The sequence below is a fragment of the Streptomyces sp. NPDC127117 genome, assembly GCF_042677325.1.
In the GTDB taxonomy this organism is placed as follows: Bacteria; Actinomycetota; Actinomycetes; order Streptomycetales; family Streptomycetaceae; genus Streptomyces.
In genome coordinates this window covers 12587-32308 of the sequence record NZ_JBHXTM010000047.1, presented here as the reverse complement: position 1 = coordinate 32308, position 19722 = coordinate 12587, and the positions used below count along the sequence as shown (strand labels likewise).

At 72.5% G+C, this 19722-nt stretch carries 16 protein-coding genes and 1 pseudogene; 4 read left to right on the top strand and 13 right to left on the bottom strand.

The genetic code is table 11. The features are described 5' to 3' along the window. Positions 1-100: 100 nt before the first annotated feature. Positions 101-544: an SPW repeat protein gene (locus tag ACFVH0_RS31285; RefSeq protein ID WP_385825678.1), complete on the top strand. Its 444-nt coding sequence runs from the start codon at positions 101-103 to the stop codon at positions 542-544. Between the two features lie 102 nt (positions 545-646). On the opposite strand, the gene ACFVH0_RS31280 is transcribed toward ACFVH0_RS31285, so the two are convergent. The 5 genes from ACFVH0_RS31280 to ACFVH0_RS31260 form a co-directional block, all read right to left on the bottom strand. After that, positions 647-1720 carry a DUF917 domain-containing protein gene (locus ACFVH0_RS31280; protein WP_385825676.1) on the bottom strand — a complete coding sequence of 358 codons (1074 nt, stop codon included), beginning with the start codon at positions 1718-1720 and terminating at the stop codon, positions 647-649. After that, positions 1713-3308 carry a hydantoinase/oxoprolinase N-terminal domain-containing protein gene (locus tag ACFVH0_RS31275; RefSeq protein ID WP_385825674.1) on the bottom strand — a complete coding sequence of 532 codons (1596 nt, stop codon included), beginning with the start codon at positions 3306-3308 and terminating at the stop codon, positions 1713-1715. The genes ACFVH0_RS31280 and ACFVH0_RS31275 overlap by 8 nt, the downstream gene beginning before the upstream one ends. Positions 3309-3357: 49 nt before the next feature. Next, positions 3358-4791, bottom strand: a complete 1434-nt coding sequence (locus ACFVH0_RS31270) for a purine-cytosine permease family protein (protein WP_385825672.1) — start codon at positions 4789-4791, stop codon at positions 3358-3360. Positions 4792-4876: 85 nt separating this feature from the next. After that, entirely contained in the window at positions 4877-6205 is a 1329-nt protein-coding gene (locus ACFVH0_RS31265; RefSeq protein ID WP_385825670.1) for a hydantoinase/oxoprolinase N-terminal domain-containing protein, read from the bottom strand. Between the two features lie 8 nt (positions 6206-6213). Beyond that, positions 6214-7251 carry a DUF917 domain-containing protein gene (locus tag ACFVH0_RS31260; protein WP_385825668.1) on the bottom strand — a complete coding sequence of 346 codons (1038 nt, stop codon included), beginning with the start codon at positions 7249-7251 and terminating at the stop codon, positions 6214-6216. Positions 7252-7351: 100 nt separating this feature from the next. On the opposite strand from ACFVH0_RS31260, the gene ACFVH0_RS31255 reads away from it, so the two are divergent. The 3 genes and pseudogenes from ACFVH0_RS31255 (at position 7352) to ACFVH0_RS31245 (ending at position 11550) form a co-directional block, all read left to right on the top strand. Next, complete coding sequence (locus ACFVH0_RS31255; RefSeq protein ID WP_385825666.1) at positions 7352-8941, top strand: PucR family transcriptional regulator; 1590 nt, start codon at positions 7352-7354, stop codon at positions 8939-8941. Between the two features lie 31 nt (positions 8942-8972). Then, a pseudogene (locus ACFVH0_RS31250) lies at positions 8973-10232 on the top strand (allophanate hydrolase); the annotation flags it as partial. Between the two features lie 235 nt (positions 10233-10467). Beyond that, positions 10468-11550 (top strand): LLM class flavin-dependent oxidoreductase, encoded by a 1083-nt coding sequence (locus ACFVH0_RS31245; protein WP_385825664.1) that lies wholly within the window; start codon positions 10468-10470, stop codon positions 11548-11550. A gap of 192 nt (positions 11551-11742) precedes the next feature. Here the strand turns inward: ACFVH0_RS31245 and ACFVH0_RS31240 are convergent, their stop codons facing one another. The 8 genes from ACFVH0_RS31240 to ACFVH0_RS31205 form a co-directional block, all read right to left on the bottom strand. After that, positions 11743-14577 (bottom strand): DEAD/DEAH box helicase, encoded by a 2835-nt coding sequence (locus ACFVH0_RS31240; RefSeq protein WP_385825662.1) that lies wholly within the window; start codon positions 14575-14577, stop codon positions 11743-11745. A gap of 45 nt (positions 14578-14622) precedes the next feature. Next, positions 14623-15531, bottom strand: coding sequence for a diacylglycerol kinase (locus ACFVH0_RS31235; protein ID WP_385825660.1), 909 nt, complete (start codon positions 15529-15531; stop codon positions 14623-14625). Between the two features lie 17 nt (positions 15532-15548). After that, positions 15549-16439, bottom strand: coding sequence for a twin-arginine translocase subunit TatC (gene tatC / locus ACFVH0_RS31230; RefSeq protein ID WP_385825727.1), 891 nt, complete (start codon positions 16437-16439; stop codon positions 15549-15551). A gap of 110 nt (positions 16440-16549) precedes the next feature. Then, positions 16550-16843, bottom strand: coding sequence for a Sec-independent protein translocase subunit TatA (gene tatA / locus ACFVH0_RS31225; RefSeq protein ID WP_259933212.1), 294 nt, complete (start codon positions 16841-16843; stop codon positions 16550-16552). 262 nt (positions 16844-17105) lie between these two features. Continuing rightward, positions 17106-17303, bottom strand: a complete 198-nt coding sequence (locus tag ACFVH0_RS31220; protein ID WP_385825658.1) for a hypothetical protein — start codon at positions 17301-17303, stop codon at positions 17106-17108. A gap of 153 nt (positions 17304-17456) precedes the next feature. Further along, positions 17457-17726: a hypothetical protein gene (locus tag ACFVH0_RS31215; protein ID WP_385825656.1), complete on the bottom strand. Its 270-nt coding sequence runs from the start codon at positions 17724-17726 to the stop codon at positions 17457-17459. Positions 17727-17745: 19 nt separating this feature from the next. Continuing rightward, complete coding sequence (locus ACFVH0_RS31210; protein WP_266917068.1) at positions 17746-18702, bottom strand: YafY family protein; 957 nt, start codon at positions 18700-18702, stop codon at positions 17746-17748. 17 nt (positions 18703-18719) lie between these two features. Then, entirely contained in the window at positions 18720-19673 is a 954-nt protein-coding gene (locus tag ACFVH0_RS31205) for a helix-turn-helix transcriptional regulator (protein WP_385825655.1), read from the bottom strand. Positions 19674-19722: the final 49 nt, after the last annotated feature.

Here is a 19722-nt window from a genome sequence, read left to right as displayed (position 1 = left end):
ATCTACACATAAGGGCGATATAAGCGCAGAATGGCATAAGCAGGCCGCTCATCGCGCACGAGTGGCGGGTGGTCTGCACGGAGCGAAGGAGACGAACCTCATGTCAAACCTCTCGCACACCGGCCGTGACATGGCCAGTCACCCCGATGTTTCGGAAATGCGCGATCGCTATGCCCGCATGCTCGGTGGCCGCGATGTGGCCCTGGTGGACGCACCGGTGTTCCTCGTCGGTCTCTACTGCGCCATCTCGCCGTGGGTGCTGCACTTCACCGCGACCCAGCCCACGCTCGCGACGCACAACCTGATCATGGGTATCGCGATCGCCGCGCTGGGCCTCGGGTTCACCGTCATGCCGGAACGCATGTACGGCCTGAGCTGGGCCATCTGCGCCATGGGGATCTGGACGATCCTCTCGACCTGGATCGTCGGCAGCAGCCCCGACCTCGGCGTCGTGCTCAACAACGTCATCATCGGCGGCCTGACCGTACTGCTGGGCCTGGCCTGCGCGGCCGTGTCCATGAAGAGCGGCAAGCGGACGGTCTGAGAAAGGCGGACACCCGGTCCGGTGCCCCGGCCGGTCCGCGTGGTGCGGACCGGCCGGGGCCGTGGTGCGGACCGGCCGGGGCCGTGGTGTCTGTCCGGTGGGTCAGCTCTCCCGGAACGGCAGGTAGTCCACGTCGTACCCGAAGTACCGCGGACCGGCGAGCGCCAGGCCGCCCGGGGTGGTCCAGCGCGGGTCGCAGGGCGCCGCGAGAACGCTGACGCGCAGCCCGTAGCGCAGGCCCTCGGTGGTCACCGGGTCGCCGGTGTCGGTGTCCAGCACGCAGATGAGGTCGGGCGTGGTGGCGACCGTCTCGCCGTCCCGGGTGGCGAGCAGGTGCTCGTTCTGGAAGCCGAGTTCGAGCACCCGGCCGGCGTCGTCGCCGATCCCCTCGATCCGGGCGTTGCCACGGGCGAAGCCCCCCTCGGTGCGGCGGCTGACATCGATCACCTTGCCGGTCAGCAGATGGGTGCCGGACAGCATGGTGCGGGCCGCGAGCACCGGGTCGGTGTGCGCGGCGCGCGCCTCGCGCACCGCCGCGCCGAGCCGCTCGGCGAGCGTCAGCGTGGCGGGGACGAGCCCGTCGACGAGCTGGTCGCCGCGCATCACGGTGTCCGCGCTGGAGATCTGGCAGCCCAGCTCCACGCAGACCGCCCGCGCGATGCGCTCCGCGGCGTGGTTGGAGACGGCGTCGACGATGATGCTGTTGCCCTTGTCGTCGGCGAGCGCCATCGGGGTGTTGGCCACCCCGATCAGTCCGGGCAGCACCATCTGCGCCTCGGGGAAGGCCCGGCCCATGGCGTCGCCGTCCACCAGCGGCAGCCCCGCCTCGGCGGCGCAGGCGATCGGCAGCATGGAGTTGACGCCGCCGACCTCGATCGGCGCGATGTGGGTGGCGGCCCGGCCGATGTGCTTCTCCAGGGCGCGCAGGGCGGCCACCTCCTCGCCACCGGCGGGGACGCGTTCCAGCAGTACCGTCGGTGCCCCCATCCCGGAGACGGGGACCACCGTCGCGTCGTCCGGCACCTCGTCGAAGGCGACGAGCCGGACCGGTCCGTACTTGCGGATGGCCTCGCGGGCCAGCAGCTTGCCGATGTACGGGTCGCCGCCCCCGCCGGTGCCGAGGATGCCCGCGCCGCGCGCGATGTCGTCCAGGTTGTCGAGGTTGATCTCACGCATGTGACGCTGCTCCATGGGTGTCGCGCGCCCCGGCCGGGACGCGGGTGGTGCCGATGCCGTTAAGGTCGAGGTCGCCGACCGCCTTGACCCGGATCCGGGTCGCGCCGCCCGGCAGATAGGCCAGCGGGACCTCCTCCACGTCGACGATCCGGACCGTGCCGGGCCTGGCACCGGCGCCCTCGGCCCGGCCGACGGCCTCCTCGCGGGCCTCGGCGAGCACGGCGTCCCTGCGCCCCTCCGGGACCTGGAAGACCCGGTCGACCTCTCCGCCGACCTGGGCTATGGCGGCGCCCACCGCGTTGGCGACGTCGAAGTGGCCGGGGCGGCGCACATCGTCGAAGCCGGGCAGGGACGCGGGCACCAGCACGCTGCCGCCGCCGACCGCGACGACCGGCAGCGGACCCGCCGAGGTGCGCATCCGGTCGACGGTCTCCGCCAGCCGCTCCGCGATCCGGTCGAGCGCGCGGGCGGTGAACTCCGGGTCCAGGTGGGCGACCCGGGAGCGGTCACCGATGTCGGCGCGGCCGGCGGCGACCGCGAGGTCGGTCGCCGTGAGGGTACTGCCGCCGAAGACCAGCGCCTCCTCGGTGAGCCGGAATCCGACCGAGCGGGGGCCGGTCTCGCCGTCGGGCGACACCAGGGAGCCGCCGCCGATGCCGAGCGAGAGGACGTCGGGGATGCGGAAGTTGGTCCGGATGCCCGCGGCCTCGCTCTCGCCCGCCGCCTCGCGCGGGAAGCCGCCGGCCAGGATGCCCACGTCCGCGGTGGTGCCGCCGACGTCGACGACCGCGCAGTCGCCGAGGCCGGACAGGAAGGCGGCGCCGCGCATCGAGTTGGTGGGCCCGGAGGCGAAGGTGGCCACCGGGTAGGCGCGGGCGAAGTCCACGTCCATCAGCGTGCCGTCGTTCTGCGACAGGAAGAACGGGGCGGTCAGCGACACCTCGGCGAGCGACTTGGCGAACGACTCCACGATCGCGGCCGCCAGGTCGCGCAGCGCCGCGTTGATGATCGTGGCGTTCTCGCGGGCCAGCAGTCCGACCCGGCCGAGTTCGTGCGAGAGCGAGAAGTGCACGCCGGGGCCCAGTTCGGCGCCGAGTATCTCGGCGGCCCGGCGCTCGTCCTGTTCGGCGACCGGGGAGAACACGGACGAGACGGCCACCGAGGTCAGGCCGCGCGCGGCGATGTCGGCCGCGGTGCGCTTCAGCTCCTCGGGGTCGAGCGGCGACAGCGGCCGTCCGTCGAACTCCCGCCCGCCGTGGCAGAGATACCCCTGCCCGCCGACGGCCGCCCGCTGGCGCTCCGGCCAGTCGGTCATCGGCGGCAGCGCCGCGGTGGCCGGCAGACCGAGGCGTACCGCGGCGACGGGGGCGAGCCGGGCGCCCTCGATCAGCGCGTTGAGGAAGTGGGTCGTACCGATCATCACCGCGGTGACGGACTCCATCGGCGGGTCGAGTGCCCGGATCGCCGCGGTCACGCCGGAGGTGATGTCGGAGGTGGTGGGGGTCTTCGCGGTGGCGATGATCCGGTCGTCGTCCCCCAGAAGGGCGGCGTCGGTGTTGGTGCCTCCGACGTCGATTCCGATGCGCATGGTGTGTCTGTCTTTCGTAGGGGGTGGGGGTGTTCGGGTGGTGTACGGGTCAGGCGGCGGCCTTCGGCGACCAGGCGGTGCCGGTCTCCGCCTCGATCGCCGCCGCAGGACGTACGGGCTGTTCGAACGGCAGGTCGCGGGCGCCGCGCACCAGGCCGAGCTTGCCGAGGACGACATAGCCGAGCCCGGCCAGCAGCAGGGAGTTGAGCGCCGGGATGCCCCACCATTGGTAGTGGTCGCCGAGCCAGCCGAACAGGGAGGCGGCGGCCCACAGGGCGATCGTGGCGGGTACCCAGCTCGGTTCGGTCTCGGGCAGCCGGCCGGCGGCGCGCGAGGCATCCAGCTGCGGACGCCACTTCTTCACCACGAAGTACTCGGCGACCATGATTCCGGCGACGGGCGGGGTGAGGACGCCGAGCACCGTGAGGAAGTCGGTGAACCGGTCCAGGATTCCGGCGGCCGCGGCGAGGCTGCCGAGCACACCGATCGTGACGGTCGTGCCGACCCGGTTCAGCCGGACCTTGAAGAGCGCCTCGACCGCGCCGATCAGGCCGAGCGACGAGGAGTACAGATTCCAGTTGTTGATCTTCACGGTGGCGGAGACCAGGACGATGACGCCGATGACGCCGGAGGAGGACGTGATGATGGCGATCAGGTCGGAGGACTTCACCGCGTAGGCGAGCAGCACCCCGCCGAGGCCCAGCACGTACTCGCCGAGGCTGATGCCCACGACCGTCTGCTTCACGACATCGCCGGTGTTGCGGTTGAAGCGGGTCATGTCGGGGGTGGTGACCGCGCCGACGATGTACGAGCCGGCGACGATGGTCGCGCCGGTCGCGATGGACATGTGGGCGCCGAACGGCGCCGAGGCCACCAGGTCGCCGACGTTGTGCCGGGAGAACTCGACCATCATCGCCCAGCCCGCGAGGCCGAGGAAGGCGGGAACGGTGACGAAGGCGGTCCAGCCCATGGCGCGGAAGCCGCGCAGGACGAGCGCGGTGACGCCGAGCCCGCAGATCAGGCACCAGGCCCAGACCGGCAGCGCGGGCACGATGGAGTGCAGTCCGGCCGCGAACACCGCGGTCTGCACACCGAACCAGCCGAACAGGCTGACCGCGATGACGAGTCCGATGAGGGTGGAACCGTAACGGCCGAAGCCGGTCCAGCGGACCAGCATCGAGGTGGACAGGCCCTCCCGCATGCCGGCAATGCCGACGAATATGCAGACGATCTCAAGGATCACCGAGCCGAGCGTGAACGCCCAGAACGCGCCCCAGAAGGAGAGTCCGGCACCGAGCGCGGCGCCGAGCAGGAACTGCGTCAGGTCGGAGAGCTGGCCGAAGCGCTGGACGGCGACGTTGAACCAGGAGTAGCGGGCCGCGCGCGGCACCCGCTCCAGCGGGTAGTCCTCGTCCTGCGGCGCCCGGGGCTGGGCCTGGGCCGGCGGGGATGGCTCTTGGTGCACATCGAACTGCTGGGTCATGGGGACGGGTCCTCGGGTGAGCGGTCGGGCAGGAGGGCGCAGCAGCACGGCACGGGCCTGCTGCGGTGGGGCGGGGAGCGGGGGTTCAGAGCGGGAGGGGCGGCCCGACGGCACGGGCCCGCAGGAGCACCGCCCCGGGCAGATACGGCACCGGAAGGTCCGGTTCCGCGTGGGTGCGTACGCGCCTGGGGTCGGCCCCGGCCCGTACGGCGCCGGCCCGGGCCAGGTCGCGTACTTCGTCCCGTACGGCGTCGAGCAGCCGGCCGGGCCCCCGGCGGACGATGCGGTCGTACTGGCCGCCGACCGGGCTGGCCGCCGCGCCGAACGCCCCGGCGACGCCGCCGTGTTCGGGCCGTACGACGTCGAAGCCGGCCAGCACGTCGGCGGGTACGCCGCCCGCCCCGCCGCCGACCAGGATCAGCGGGAGGAGTCCGGCGGCGGGGCGCATCCGGTCGGCGGCCTCGGCCAGTTCGCGGTGGGCGTCGGCGCTCACGGTGATCAGGTCGGGGAAGCGCACGCTGACGGGGACGCCGCCGATGCGTTCCCCGGGGCCGGCCTCCTGCGGATAGCCGCCGGTCAGCGCCCCGACCCGGGCGCGGCGTTCACCGATGTCGGCGACCACGGCGTCCGGGAGCCCGGCCAGGAGTCCGGCGCCCCGGATGGTGCAGGCGGGTCCGCTGCCCAGGCTGAGTCCGGGCTGACGGCGCAGGTATTCCAGGCTCATCAGCGTGCCGTCGCTGCGGGTGACGAGGACGGCGGCGCCGGGGGCGAGGCCGAGGCGGGACAGAGTGGCGGTCAGTTCGTCGGCGACCCGGGCGACCAGCACGGACAGGGCCGCGTCGAGGACCGTGGCGTTCTCGCGGGCCAGCAGGTCGAGGGTGCCGACGTCGCTGGAGAGCAGGACGGTCGTGTCGGGGCCGGTCTCGGCGCGCAGGATCTCGGCGGCCTCCCGCTCCTGGCCGCCGTCGACGGGCGAGAACACGGCGGTGACGGCGAACGCCTCGGCGCGTCCGGCCAGCGAGGCGCCGAAGCGGGCGACGGCGTCCCGGTCGAGCGGCGTGGCGTCGCGCGGCGCCAGACCGCCGCCGCCCCGCACGTTCGCGGTACCGGCGCACACGGCGTCGCGCAGCGCCTCGGGCCAGCCGAAGAGCGGCCGCACGGCGTCGGCGGCCACGCCGCCCACCCGCAGCACACCGACCCGGGCGAGCCCCTGCCGTTCCCTGACCGCCCGGGCGGCGACCCGCAGGCCCACGGCGAGCTGGGTGGCCCGGCCGCGCGGCTCGGCGGGGAGCGCGCGGACGGCGGCGGCGAGCGATCCGACGGCGTCCCCGGCCACCGAGGGCACCTTGACGGCCCGCACCGCCCGGTCGCCGTCGAGGAGCACGGCATCGGTGTTGGTGGGTCCGACATCCACTCCGAGGATCATGAGGTGCCTCCGGGCGCCCGGCCCCCGTCGGCGAGGCCGGTCAGACCGAAGGCGGCGGGCCCGGCGAGCCGCAGGCCCTCGGGCGTGTACCAGGCGGGGTCCGAGGGGAGCGTGACGAGGTGGACGCGCAGCCCGTAACGGACCTCCTCGACCGGGACGGCCCAGCCGGTCCGCACGTCGACCAGGGCGATGACGTCCGGCACGACGGCGAGCGGGGTGCCGTCCTCCAGGGCCGCGACGAATTCGCTGCGCGCCTCGACGAGCACCAGCCGGCCCGCGTCGGGGCCGCCGCCCTCCAGCAGGACGCCCGTGGCGTCGTCGCTGTCTGCGCCCCCGGTGGCGTATCTGCGGACGGAGGAGACCTTGCCGGTCAGCAGCGGGGCCGGTCCTTCACCGCGGCCGAGGGCAAGGGCGCGGGTGACCGATCCGGCGACGGCGTGCCGGGCGGCCTGCCCGGCGGTGAGGGGGTAGTCGGTGGAGGCGGCGCGCCCGCCGAAGGCGACGACGGCGGCGCGGGCGAACTGTTCGAGGTGTACGCCGTCCACGTCGTCGACCACGACGGTGTGCCCGTGTTCGTCCGCGAGGACGGCCGGTCCGGGGCGCAGCCCGGCCAGCTCCAGGACGTTCTGGTCCATCCGGGGAAAGGCCCGGCCCATCGAGTCGGCGTCCAGCAGCCCCAGCCCCAGCCGGGCCGCCCAGGCGACGGCGACACAGCCGTTGAGGCCGCCGATCTCGCTGCTCATCACCGCGGCGACCGGTGCGCCGTGCAGCGCCTCGAAGCGGTCCCGCAACCGTGCGGGCTCGTCCCGTCCGCCGATCCGTTCGGCGGCGACGGCGGGCGATCCCACCAGCCCCACGGGCATGACGAGCGCGTCCGCCGGGAGCGCGGCCGGGTCGACGACGGGCACCGGACCGCATTCCTCGATCGCCTGTCCGGCGACGGGAAGGGTCACATCGGCGGGTCCGCCGCCCCCTGATCCCAGGACGGCACAGCCCCGCGCGAAGTCGGCGAGTGCTCCGGCGTCCACGTGCATGAATCCCAGCGTACGGAGCCGGATCGCGCTCCCCATGGGCCATGGGCCCGTGATTCGGCGGCCGGGTGTGCTCGTGGCACATCGGCGGCACACTGGATGGATGGCGAACATCCTGGAGCTCCTCTCCTCCCCCGGGCTCGAAGCGGTCCGCCCGCTGGTGGGCCCGCTCGACGCGGTGGAGGTCACGGGGGTACGGCTGGAGCCGCGCCCGGACCGGCTCGCCGCGATCCCCGCCGGGACGGTCGCGGTACTGCTGACCCCGGTGCCGGGGCATCTGCTGGACGTGGCGGTACGGGACGCGGCCGCGGCGGGGGCGGCCGCGCTGGTCCTGACGGGCGTGACCGAGGCGCCGCACGGGCTGCCCGCCGAGGTGACGGCCACGGCACGGGCGCTGGCCGAGCGGGGCCGGGTCGCGGTGCTGTACGCCGAGGGGGACCTCGCGGCCCTCGTGGTGGCGGTGGAGCGGGCGGTGGCCGGGTCGGCGGCGGACGCGCTGGCCAGGGTCGCCGCCGCGGCGCGGGAGGTGACGGCGGTCGCGGGCGACCCCGGCCGGGTGGCCGCGGCGGCCGGCCGCGCCCTCGGCGTACCCGTGGAGCTGCGCGCCGCCGGTCCGGGCGAGGAGGGCGCGGTCGCCGCCGGCCCGGACGGCGAGATCCGGCTCTCGGCCCCGGCCCGCCCGGGTCACGCGGGTACGGCGGTGCGTTCGGTCCTCGCGCTGGCGGCGCTCGCCGCGGCGGGCGGCGGGCACGGCGACGTCCCGGTGCGCTCCCGCGGCCGGCTGCTCGCCGAACTGCTCGTCGCCCCGCAGGACCAGGCCGCCCGGCTGGCCGCCCGGGGCCGGGCGCTCGCACTGCCGGTGGACGGCTGGCACATCGCTCTGCGGGTGGAGGCGGGCGGCCTGGACGCCTCGAACCGGCCGAAGGCCCTGGACGCGGTCATGTCCCAGGCGCTGACCCTGCTGCGGAGCTGGGACGGCGCGACGCCGGCCCCCTCCACCCCGTCAACCCCGCAGTCCGCCGACTCCGTCCAGTGGAACGCCGCCCTGGTCGACGACGCTCTGGTCCTGCTCAGCACCTGGCCCGCCGACCCGGGGGCCAACGGGCGGCGCGCCACCCTGGCGCGGGCCCGCCGGGTGGTGGACCGGCTGGCCGGACTGCGCCCGGAGGCCGGTCTGCGGTGTGGGGTGGGCTCACCGCACCGGGGTCCGCTGGGCATCCGTACCTCCGCCCGGGAGGCCCGCGCCGCGGTGCCGCGCGGTGCGGGGGCCACGGTGGCGGCGCACGACGCGGTGGGCCTGGACCGGATGCTGCTGGAGTGGTACGCCTCCGACACGGCGCGCGAGGCGGTCAGCGAACTCCTCGCCCCGGTACTGGCGTTGGGCCCGGAGCGCGCCGAGCCACTGCTGCGCACGCTCCAGGGCTACCTGGACCACAACAACTCGCCGGCCCGTGCCGCGGACGCGCTCCATCTGCACCGCAACGCGGTGGGCGCCCGCATCCGCAAGATCGTCCAGCTGACGGGCGCCGATCTGAACGAGCCGGATGTCCGCCTGGCGCTCCAACTGGCCTGCCGCGCGGGCCTGTCCGCCGACCGGAGCGAGCCGGCCACCACCACCGGCGGCTCGACCGTCGGCGGCACGACCACCGGCGCCGCCGACGGGCCGTCGCCGGGGCGGGACGCCGCCCGGTGACGCCCCGGCCCCAAGGATCCGAGGACCGACCATGCCGACAACCTCGCCCCTCCTCGACCGCGTCCGGGATGCCCATGCCCGCATCGATGCGGTGCGGCGCCCCGAGCTCTGGATCGATCTGCGCCCCCGCCACGACGTGGAGGCGGAGGCCGCACGGCTGGACGCCCGCCTGACCGCGGGCGAGCGGCTCCCCCTCGCGGGCCGGCTGCTGGCCGTCAAGGGAAACATCGACGTGGCCGGCCTCCCCACCACCGCGGGCTGCCCTTCGTACGCGTACGAGCCGGGCTCCGACGCCCCGGCGGTTGCCCGGCTGCGCGCCGCCGGAGCCCTGGTGATCGGCACGACCAATATGGACCAGTTCGCCACGGGCCTGACCGGCATGTGTTCCCCGTACGGCGCGGTGGCCTGCGCGTACGATCCCGACCGGGTCGGCGGCGGTTCGAGCTCCGGTTCGGCGGTCGCCGTGGCCCTGGGCATCGTGGATCTCGCCCTGGGCACCGACACCGCGGGCTCCGGCCGTGTCCCCGCCGCGTTCAACGGCGTCTTCGCGGTGAAGCCGACGCGCGGTCTCGTCCCGACGGAAGGTGTGGTTCCCGCCTGCGCGAGCCTGGACTGTGTCACCGTGTTCGCCCGTACGCTCGCCCAGGCCGAAGAGGCTGTGGCGCTGATGACCGCCCCGGCCCCGCGCCCCGACCGCCCCCGCGTTCAGGGCCCCTGGCGGATCGCGGTCCCGCCCACCGCGCAACTCGGCGAACTCGCCGCGGGCCGGGCGGCGGCGTACGAGTCGACGGCCGCCCGGCTCCGCGCGGCAGGCGCGGTGCTCCGGCCGATCGACCTGACGCCGTTCACCGAGGCCGCCGCGATGCTGTACGACTCCGCTCTCGTCGCAGAGCGCTACACCGCCGTCGGCGCGTTCGTCGACGGCACGCCCACCCCGCCCGGCCTCGACCCCACGGTGGCCCGGATCATCAGCGGGGCCCGTGACATCCCGGCCCACCGGCTCTTCGCCGATCAGGCCCGGCTGGCCGGACTCCGTGCCGCCGCGACGGCCGCACTCGCCGACGCGGACGCCCTCCTGCTGCCCACCGCGCCGGAACACCCCACGCTCGCCGGGGCCGTCGCGGACCCTCCGGCCGCCAACGCCCGCCTCGCACGGTTCACCGGCTCCACCAACCTGTTCGGCCAGTGCGCGATCGCGATCCCCGCCGGTGAGGTGGACGGCCTGCCGTTCGGCGTGATGCTGATCGGCCCGGCACACACCGACGTCCGCCTCGCCCGCATCGCCGAACTCACCGGGCTTACCCGGCTTACCGGGCTCACCGACAACGCCTCCCCCATTGTCCCCAAAGACGGTTGACCGCTCACCAACACACCTGTTCCACTGGGCAGATGCGCCCTCAGTTGCGGCTGGTCACCCGTGACCACATCGACTTCGGTCGAGTGTGGTCCGCCTCGTGTTGCCGCTGACCGTTCCACGTCAGCGCTCCGACCGACCGGTTTTCCGCAGCACGAGATGAGGCTTCGCCATGCCCGTCGAGTTTCTCGGCATCGCAGCAACGAACGAAGGTTCCGAAGTGATACCCCGCTCCGGGGCGTCCTTCGACAAGGAGTACACCCTCAAGCTGGCCCGCGCGCACGAGGACCACGGCTGGGACCGGGTGCTGTTCGCCTACGCCTCCGGCGCCCCCGACCCGTCCCCGGCCGCCGCCTATGTCGCGGCCCACACCGAAAAGCTCCAGATCCTGGTGGCGCACCGCCCCAACGTCTCGTACCCGACGTTCGCGGCCAAGACCTTCGCGACCCTGGACCGGATCAGCGACGGCCGCCTGGCCGTGCACTTCATCACCGGCGGCAATGACCACGAGCAGCAGCGCGAGGGCGACTTCCTGACCAAGGACGAGCGGTACGAGCGCACCCGTGAGGCCATCCGGATCATCAAGAGGGCCTGGACATCGCACGAGCCCTTCGACCACGAGGGCACGCACTACCGCTTCAACGACTTCGTGAGCGACACCTTCCCCGTGCAGCAGCCACGTCCGCAGGTCTCGTTCGGGGGTTCCTCACCGGCGGCGTACGCGGCCGGGGGCGCCGAGGCCGACATCTACTGCCTGTGGGGCGAACCGCTGGCACAGACCGCGGAGCAGATCGCCTCGGTGAAGGAGGCCGCGCGGGCGGCGGGCCGCACGGACGTGCCGAGGATCCAGGTCGCCTTCCGCCCGATCATCGCGCCCACCGAGGAACTGGCCTGGGAAAAGGCCCACCGCACCCTGGCCCGGATCAAGTCCCGCAAGTCCGGCACACCACGGAACACCCCGGAGAACACCGGCTCCCGGCGTCTCCTCGCGGTGGCCGCCGCGAACGACCGTCATGACCGCGCCCTGTGGACACCGACCGCGGCGGAGACCGGCGGCGCCGGCAACTCGACGGCCCTGGTGGGAACACCGGAAACAGTGGCACAGGCCCTGCTGGACTACTACGACCTGGGCGTGGACATCATCTCGGCCCGCGGTTACGACCTCCTGGACGACGCGATCGACTTCGGCCGCCACGTCATCCCGACAGTCCGCGAAGAAGTAGCCAAGCGCGACGCGGCCAACTCGGCCGCATAGCCCCTCCGGCCACCTCCAGCCCCTCCGGCGTTCGAGGAGCGGGGGCCCGGGGGCAGAGCCCCCGGTCGCGGGAAGGGGCGGGGAGGGAAACAGCCCCGCCGCAGGCGCACCCCGCCCCGCGGGCGTACCCCGCCCCGCCCCGCAGGCGCACCCGCACCCGCACCCGCACCCGCACCCGCACCCAGCGGATACTCACCCCACAGAGCTGTACGCCACAACCCCCCGCAACACCGCGTCCACCGCCTTGTGCGCACTGCGAGCCACAGAACTCCCGTCCCGCGGCGCCGCAGCCGCGATCTGCCCCAGCACGTCGATCACCTGCTTGCACCACCGCACGAAGTCCCCGGCCGGCATCTCCGCCTCGCCCAGCACCTCGTCCAGTGTCCGCCCCGACGCCCACATGTAGACCGCCCAGGCGAAGCCCAGATCGGGTTCGCGCTGTCCGACCCCCTCCGCCTGATTGATCTTGAAGTCCTCCTCAAGGGCGTCCAGCCGCCCCCAGATCCGGACCATCTCGCCCATCGCGGACCTCGCGGGCCCCGACGGCAGCTTCGGGGCCACCGCGTCGTCCGCCTGCCGCGCCTCGTACACCAACGCCGAGACGCAGGCCGCCAGTTCGGCGGGGTTCAGCCCCTCCCACACCCCCGCACGCAGGCATTCGCTCGCCAGCAGATCGAGCTCGCCGTAGAGCCGCGCCAGCCGGCGCCCGTGCTCGGTGACCTCGTTGCCCCGCAGATAGTCGAGCTCGGTGAGCAGCGCGACGATCCGGTCGAAGGTGCGGGCGATCGTGTTCGTCCGCCCCTCGATCCGACGCTCCAGCTGCCGCGTGTCGCGCTGCAGCCGGTGATACCGCTCGGCCCACCGCGCATGGTCCTCGCGCTCGTCGCATCCGTGGCAGGGGTGCGCGCGCAGCTCCGCCCGGTAGCGGGCGATCTCCCGGTCGTCGGCCGCGGCGGACCGCCCCTTGCGGTGCCGCTCCGGAACTATGTGCCCGGCCTTGGTCCGCAGTGCGGAAGCCAAGTCACGACGCGACTGCGGGGAGCGCGGATTGAACGACTTCGGCACCCGCATCCGCTCCAGCGCCTCCACCGGAACCGGGAAGTCGATCGAGGCGAGCCGCTTGACCTGCCGCTCGGCGGTGAGCACCAACGGCCGTGGGCCGTCGTGGTATTCGAGCCCGCGGTGGCCGTGCCCATTGGTTCGCCCGGCGGGCAGACCCGGGTCGAGCACCAGCGCCAGCCCGGCGAACTTGCCGGTGGGCACATGGATCACATCGCCGGGCTTGAGCCTCTCCAGCGACGCCGCCGCCTCGGCCCGCCGCTGCGTCGCGCCCTGCTTGGCGAGCTCCGTCTCCCGGTCCTTGAGTTCGCGGCGCAGCCGCGCGTACTCCTCGAAGTCACCGAGGTGGCAGGTCATGCCCTCCCGGTAGCCCTCCAGCCCTTCCTCGTTCTTCTGGACCTGGCGGGAGATCCCGACCACCGACCGGTCGGCCTGGAACTGCGCGAAGGAGGTCTCCAGCAGCTCGCGCGACCGGTGCCGCCCGAACTGCTGCACCAGGTTGACGGCCATGTTGTAGGACGGCCGGAAGCTGGAGCGCAGCGGATACGTACGCGTACCCGCGAGTCCGGCCAGCGCGCCCGGATCCATGCCTCGCTGCCAGAGCACCACCGCGTGGCCCTCGACGTCGATGCCGCGCCGCCCGGCCCGGCCGGTCAGCTGGGTGTACTCGCCGGGGGTGATGTCGGCGTGCTGCTCGCCGTTCCACTTGACGAGCTTCTCCAACACCACCGAGCGTGCGGGCATGTTGATGCCGAGTGCGAGGGTCTCCGTCGCGAAGACGGCCTTGACGAGCCCGCGCACGAACAGCTCCTCGACGACCTCCTTGAACGTCGGCAGCATGCCCGCGTGGTGCGCGGCGATGCCCCGCTCCAGCCCTTCGAGCCACTCGTAGTAGCCCAGGACGTGAAGGTCCTCGCCGGGGATGGACGCGGTGCGCTCCTCGACGATCTCGCGGACCAGTCGCCGCTTCTCCTCGTCGTTGAGCCGCAGTCCGGCGTGCAGGCACTGCTGCACGGCGGCCTCGCAGCCGGCCCGGCTGAAGATGAACGTGATGGCGGGGAGCAGCCCTTCGGCGTCCAGCCGGTCGATGACCTCGGGCCTGGCCGGTGTCCAGATCCGGCTGCGCTGGCGGCGCTCGCGCTCCCGGTCCGCCTCGCGGACCATCTTGCCGCGGCGGCGCTCACGCGGGTTGTACCCCCGCTGGTTCTCCATCCGGGCGAGCCGGACGAGGTCGGGGTTGACCTCGCGGCGTCCGGCGCCGCGGCCGCCGTGGTCGGTCTCCTCCTCGAAGAGGTCGTACATCCGGCGGCCCGCCAGCACGTGCTGCCAGAGCGGCACGGGGCGGTGCTCGGAGACGATCACCTCGGTGTCACCGCGTACGGTGTCCAGCCAGTCGCCGAACTCCTCGGCGTTGGACACCGTCGCCGACAGTGACACGAGGGTCACGGAGTCCGGGAGGTGAATGATCACTTCCTCCCAGACGGCGCCCCGGAAGCGGTCGGAGAGGTAGTGCACCTCGTCCATCACCACATGGCCGAGGCCGCGCAGTGCCTGGGAGCCCGCGTACAGCATGTTCCGCAGCACCTCGGTGGTCATGACGACCACCGGGGCATCGGCGTTGACGCTGTTGTCGCCGGTCAGCAGGCCGACCTTCTCGGGCCCGTATCGCTTGACCAGGTCGGCGAACTTCTGATTGGACAGGGCCTTGATCGGCGTGGTGTAGAAGCACTTCCGCCCCTGTGCCAGGGCGAGGTGCACGGCGAACTCGCCGACGATCGTCTTGCCCGAGCCGGTCGGAGCGGCGACGAGCACGCCCTTGCCGGCCTCCAGGGCCTCACAGGCCTCGATCTGGTAGGGGTCCAGATCGAATTCGTACATCTCGCGGAAGGGCGCGAGTGCGGTGGCCTGCTCGGCGGCGCGGATCCGAGAAGCCTGGTATCGCTCAGCTGGTGAGAGGTCCTCTGTCATCGTGCTTTCGAGACTACCCGCCACCTCTGACACCAGGCGCGATCTTTAAATCCCGCCCGAAGAACCCGGCGCGAGCACCCGCACCGCACCGGGCACACAGCGCGCGGTCAGCGGTAGCTCCCCGAGCTGTTCACCGTCCGCGTACGCGGTGACACCCGCTGCGACCAGCTCGATCGAGGAGACCCGGTGCACGGTGACCTTGGGATGGCTGAGATGCGTTCCCTTGTAGACGCGGGGGAACACCTTGAGCAGGGTGGTACGGCTGCAGTCCCCGACGACGGTCACGTCGAACAGCCCGTCGTCCATCACCGCGTCCGCGCAGATCCGCATCCCCCCGCCGTACGTCGACCCGTTGCCGACGGCGATGAGCGTCGCCTCGATCTCCCTGACCGGTCCGTCGTCCAGCCTGACGCGATACGGAATGGGCTTGAACGCGGCGAGTTCGGCGAGGATCGCGAGGTCGTACTTGAACCGTCCGCCGACCCAGCGCATCCGGTTCCCCCGGTCGTTGACCCGGGAGTCGAACCCGGAGGCGAGCACCGACCCGAACCACAGCTCGCCGACCCGCCCGAGGTCGATCTCGCGGGCGCCGCCCCCCTTGAGCGCGTCGGCGGCCAGCCGTCCGGCAGCGGCCGGATCCCGTATCGGCAGCCCGAGCGCACGGGCGAAGTCGTTCCCGGTGCCGACGGCGACGACCCCGAGCGGGGTCATCGTTCCCGCGACGGCCTGCAGGGCGAGGGACATCATGCCGTCCCCGCCCACGGCTATCAGCGCCCCGGTCCCGCCCGCGACGGCCTCACGGGCCCGCCGCAGAGCGTCGTCGGCGTCCTCACCGAGAACCGTACGCACGGAGAATCCGGCCTCCCGCAACGCGGAAGCGGCCGGCTGCGCGGCACGCGCGCCCCGGCCGCGTCCTGCGGTGGGATTGACAAAGAGGGTGATCTCGCTGGTCACCCGGGGACCTTACAAGGTCAGGTGATGTCGTCGTAACCGTTCACCCGGTCCCGGTCCGAACTCGCCTGTGCGGGCAGCGACCGGGCGGACGAGACCGATTCGATCTCACCGACGTCCTCGGGAGTGAGGTCCAGTTCCGACGCCTCGTCATCATCCAGTTCGGCGTCGGGATCGGCACGGCGTCGCCGCTTGTCGTTCAGCAGGGAGAAAGCGACCGCCATGAAGTACAGGACCACGATCGGACCCGCGAGCGCGATCATCCCCACGGGGTCGGTCGTGGGAGTCGCCACTGCCCCGAAGACGAACACCCCCATGACCACACCGCGCCACCAGCCGAGCATGCGACGCCCGGTCACTATGCCCGTCAGGTTCAACATGATCAGGAGAAGCGGCAGCTCGAAGGCCGCTCCGAAGATGAGCACCATCCTGACCGTGAAGTCGAGGATCTTGTCCATCGGGAGGATGTTCGCCGACCCGTCGGGCGTGATGCCCAACAGGACGCGCATGCTGATCGGAAGGATCGTGTAGGCGAGCGCCGCACCACCGAGGAACAGCGGCACCGCGGCCGCCACGAAGGCGTACGTGTACTTCCGCTCGTGCTTGTGGAGCCCGGGTGCCACGAACGCCCACAGCTGATACAGCCATATCGGGCTGGCGATGATGACGCCGGCCATGAGGCTGACCTTCACGGTCGTCGTGAAGGGGGAGAGGAGGTCGGTGTATGCAATGACCGCGCACGCGCCTCCCGTTGTCTCGCCCAGCCCCTTCTCACAACGGGGCACGGGAGCGGAGAGGAACTCCATCAGCGCCTGGCTGTAGAAAGCTGCGGCGATCGTTACGACAACGATGGCCAGCATGCCCTTCGCCAGCCGGTTACGCAGCTCACGCAGGTGCTCCACCAAGGGCATGCGGCCCTCTGGGTCGGTCTCCTGCTTGCGGGCAGACTTGAGCAACCCACGTCCTCATCTCGTGCAGCAGGCCCTCACTGATCAGGGCGCCTGCGTCGGCCCGGTTCTTGTCAGCGCTTGGTCGAGTCGGTCGGCTCCGCGACCGGACGCGAGCTGCTCACGTCGCCGGGGGCGGCCTTGATGGTGCGCTGGGCGGCCTGGTCCTGGGCGGCGTCGTTGGCGGCCGGCTCGGCCGGGGTCGCCGACGGGCTGCCCTCGGACTTCATCGCCTTGGCCTCGCTCTTGAGGATGCGGGCCGACTTGCCGAGCGAGCGAGCCATGTCGGGAAGCTTCTTCGCGCCGAACAGCAGAACAATGACGACGAGGATCAGGATGATCTCGGGAGCGCCGAGCCTTCCGAACATATGCGTGTACCTTCTCACCGAGGCAGCAGGGGTGGGGCGGATGGAACCTCGGACAGACGTCCGATCTTCTTACCGTCAGCGATCGTATCCCGCAGGAGTAAACGCAGGGCAATACCCATGCATCCTTGCGATTACGGCCCACGCCTCGCTCTCAGGGCCGCTTCAGCAGCGTACCCCCCGGAACCGCGAAACAGGAGGCCGCGCCCGCCCCGATCGATCGGCCCTGCTCACAGGGGTTGACGGGTGGATGCGGCGGCGGGGCCTAGCGCAGCGCCTCGCCGGTGGCGGCGAGGTTCGTCGCCGCCTTTTCGAGGTCCTCCGCCGCCCGGTTGATGCGCTGGGTGGTCCGCGTCACCTGGCGCCCGAGCCGCTGGGCCTCGATGAAGACCTTGACGGCCAGCACGCCGAGAACGGCGATCCCGAGAAATCCCAGGGCGATGGCGAGCATGGGCCAGAACATGGGCTGAGCCTCGATGTGTCTAGGTGTCCGACGGGCTGAAATCCGGCGCGAAGAATTTCCGAAAGCTTGGTGCGGAGGAATTCCGGGAGCCGGTGCGGAGTGGGCCAGGGCCTCTCGTTCGGATCATGCCGGGCTCGATCCAGACGCAAGACCCTAGAGGCCGGGGTGCAGACGCAGCGTCCGCACCCCGCCCCTGGTGAGGAGTTCGACTATCCGCTCCCCCGCGGGCTTGCGGACGGCCGCATCGCACCGCGGGCAGGTGAAGGAGTAGAACGTCGTCCGGCGGCTGGCCCCCACCACGAGGCGAACGGCGCCCGCCGCCAGTTCGAACCGTTCTCGGCAGTCCGGGCAGGCGGCCTTGAACCGTACGGACTCGGGCACCACCACGGTCGGGACACCTGACACCACAGACATATTGCTCATATCTTCCTCAGGTTTCCGCTCAGGCCGGTTCGTCGTACGCGGCGAGCGCCGCACGGGCCGCCTGCCGGGCGCTCCGTGCCAGCTCCGGCGGGGAGACGATGCGGCCCTCGCCGCCCAGCCGCAGCGCGAGCCTGCGCAGCGAGGCCGGGTCGGGGGTGCGCAGGGTGATCCGGAGCCCGCCGTCGGGCAGCTCCTGCGCACTGTCGTGCGGGTAGTACTCGGCGACCCAGCGTCCGCCGGGGCCCACCTCCACGACGACTTCCGGGTCCTCTGCGGCCGGCTGGACGAGCCCCTCGGACAGGTCCCGGAGTTCCAGCTCGGGCGGGGCTGCGGGCTCGTCGAGCAGCCGGATCTCGGCGACCCGGTCGAGCCGGAACGTACGCCGGTCCTCGGACGACCTGCACCAGGCCTCCATGTACGTGTGCCCCACGGCGAACAGCCGGATCGGGTCCACCTCGCGCTCGGTCAGTTCGTCGCGCGCGGGCGAGTAGTAGCGCAGCCAGAGGCGGCGCCGCTCGGAGATCGCCCGGTCGACATCGGCGAAGACGCCGCCCTCGGACTCGAAGGTGACCGAGAGCCGGGAGCTCGCCGCCCCCACCTCGCCGGCCGCGGTCTCCAGCTTGGCGGTGGCGCGCAGCAGCGCCTGCCGGTCGCTCTCGCGCAGCCCCGGCAGCGTGGCCACCGCACGGGCGGCGACCAGGAGGGCCGTCGCCTCGTCGGCCGCGAGCCGCAGCGGCTCGGCGACGTCGTCCGGGTTGTGCCACCAGATGCGGTCGCCGTCGGTGTCGATGTCGAGCAGGTCCCCGCCGCGGAAGCTCGTACCGCACATGGGCAGCACGTCGAGGTCCGAGATCAGTTCGTCCTCGGTGATCCCGAAGGCGCGGGCGACGTCCTGGACATGGGCGCCGGGGCGCTCGCGGAGGTACGTCACCAGGGAGAGCATCCGGCGGGTCTGGTCGATCGCGTTCGTGGCCATGGGTTGCCGTCCCTCTCTCAGTCCTTGGCCACGGCGCGCAGCCGGTCCACCACATCGGCCCGCAGATCGGCGGGTTCCTGTACGACGACGTCCGGGCCGAACTCGACGAGCCAGGCGTCCAGACCGTGTCCGTACGGAATCTCCAACTCGTCCCACCCGTTCCCGAGTTCCCGGACCGACACGGCGCGCGAGCGCAGCGGGTAGCCGGCTCCGGTGCGGAGCCTGATCAGCGCGGTCCGGGTGGCCGTCTCCCCCGCCCAGCTCTCGACGGTCTCGCGTACGGTCACGACGTCGGGCACCTCGGTGGTGAAGGCCCCGGCCCGGGAGCGGACCCGGCCGGTGATCCGGGAGAGCCGGAACACCCGCTCGGCGCCGCGGTCCCGGTCCCAGCCGGCCAGGTACCAGTGTCCGCGCCAGCACTCCAGGGTCCACGGCTCGACCTGGCGCTGCTCGGACGTGGCGGCGTTGCCCTTGCGGTAGTCGAAAGTGACCGGGCGGCGGTCGCGGCAGGCCAGCATCAGCGGCTCGAACGCCGCTTCGTGGACGGGGATGCGCGGTTCGAGGGCGCTGTGCACCTCGTACGTGTCCTCGGCCTCCGGCATGCCGGCGGCCCGCAGCTTCTGGAGCGCACCGCTGGCGGCACCGGCCAGCCGGGCCTGCTGCCAGACCTTGGCGGCGAGTCCGAGCGCGGCGGCCTCCTCGGCGTCCAGCGTGATCGGGGGCAGCCGGTTGCTGTCGCGGCGGGCGAGATATCCCGTGTCGCCGTCCAGGTTCTCCACGGTCTCGATGATCAGACCGAGCTCGCGCAGATCGTCCTTGTCGCGCTCGAACATCCGGTTGAAGGCGTCGTCGGAGCCCGCTTCCAGATAGGCCTCGATGGAGCCGCGCAGCTCGCGCTTGCTGAGCGGGCGGCGGGTTCCCAGCAGGCACAGCGCCAGGTTCATCAGCCGCTCGGCCTTGGCAATCGCCATCGACGCCCTTTCTGTTTCGCTCTACGACGGTCGACCGTACCGCTACGCG

Coding starts and splice junctions, on each gene's coding strand:
- ACFVH0_RS31270 (WP_385825672.1), bottom strand. CDS start 4,791: ATGACCCAGCAGTTCGATGTGCACCAAGAGCCATCCCCGCCGGCCCAG.
- tatA (WP_259933212.1), bottom strand. CDS start 16,843: ATGTTCGGAAGGCTCGGCGCTCCCGAGATCATCCTGATCCTCGTCGTC.
- ACFVH0_RS31210 (WP_266917068.1), bottom strand. CDS start 18,702: ATGGCCACGAACGCGATCGACCAGACCCGCCGGATGCTCTCCCTGGTG.
- ACFVH0_RS31285 (WP_385825678.1), top strand. CDS start 101: ATGTCAAACCTCTCGCACACCGGCCGTGACATGGCCAGTCACCCCGAT.
- ACFVH0_RS31260 (WP_385825668.1), bottom strand. CDS start 7,251: ATGCACGTGGACGCCGGAGCACTCGCCGACTTCGCGCGGGGCTGTGCC.
- ACFVH0_RS31255 (WP_385825666.1), top strand. CDS start 7,352: ATGGCGAACATCCTGGAGCTCCTCTCCTCCCCCGGGCTCGAAGCGGTC.
- ACFVH0_RS31275 (WP_385825674.1), bottom strand. CDS start 3,308: ATGCGCATCGGAATCGACGTCGGAGGCACCAACACCGACGCCGCCCTT.
- ACFVH0_RS31205 (WP_385825655.1), bottom strand. CDS start 19,673: ATGGCGATTGCCAAGGCCGAGCGGCTGATGAACCTGGCGCTGTGCCTG.
- tatC (WP_385825727.1), bottom strand. CDS start 16,439: ATGCCCTTGGTGGAGCACCTGCGTGAGCTGCGTAACCGGCTGGCGAAG.
- ACFVH0_RS31245 (WP_385825664.1), top strand. CDS start 10,468: ATGCCCGTCGAGTTTCTCGGCATCGCAGCAACGAACGAAGGTTCCGAA.
- ACFVH0_RS31220 (WP_385825658.1), bottom strand. CDS start 17,303: ATGTTCTGGCCCATGCTCGCCATCGCCCTGGGATTTCTCGGGATCGCC.
- ACFVH0_RS31280 (WP_385825676.1), bottom strand. CDS start 1,720: ATGCGTGAGATCAACCTCGACAACCTGGACGACATCGCGCGCGGCGCG.
- ACFVH0_RS31215 (WP_385825656.1), bottom strand. CDS start 17,726: ATGAGCAATATGTCTGTGGTGTCAGGTGTCCCGACCGTGGTGGTGCCC.
- ACFVH0_RS31240 (WP_385825662.1), bottom strand. CDS start 14,577: ATGACAGAGGACCTCTCACCAGCTGAGCGATACCAGGCTTCTCGGATC.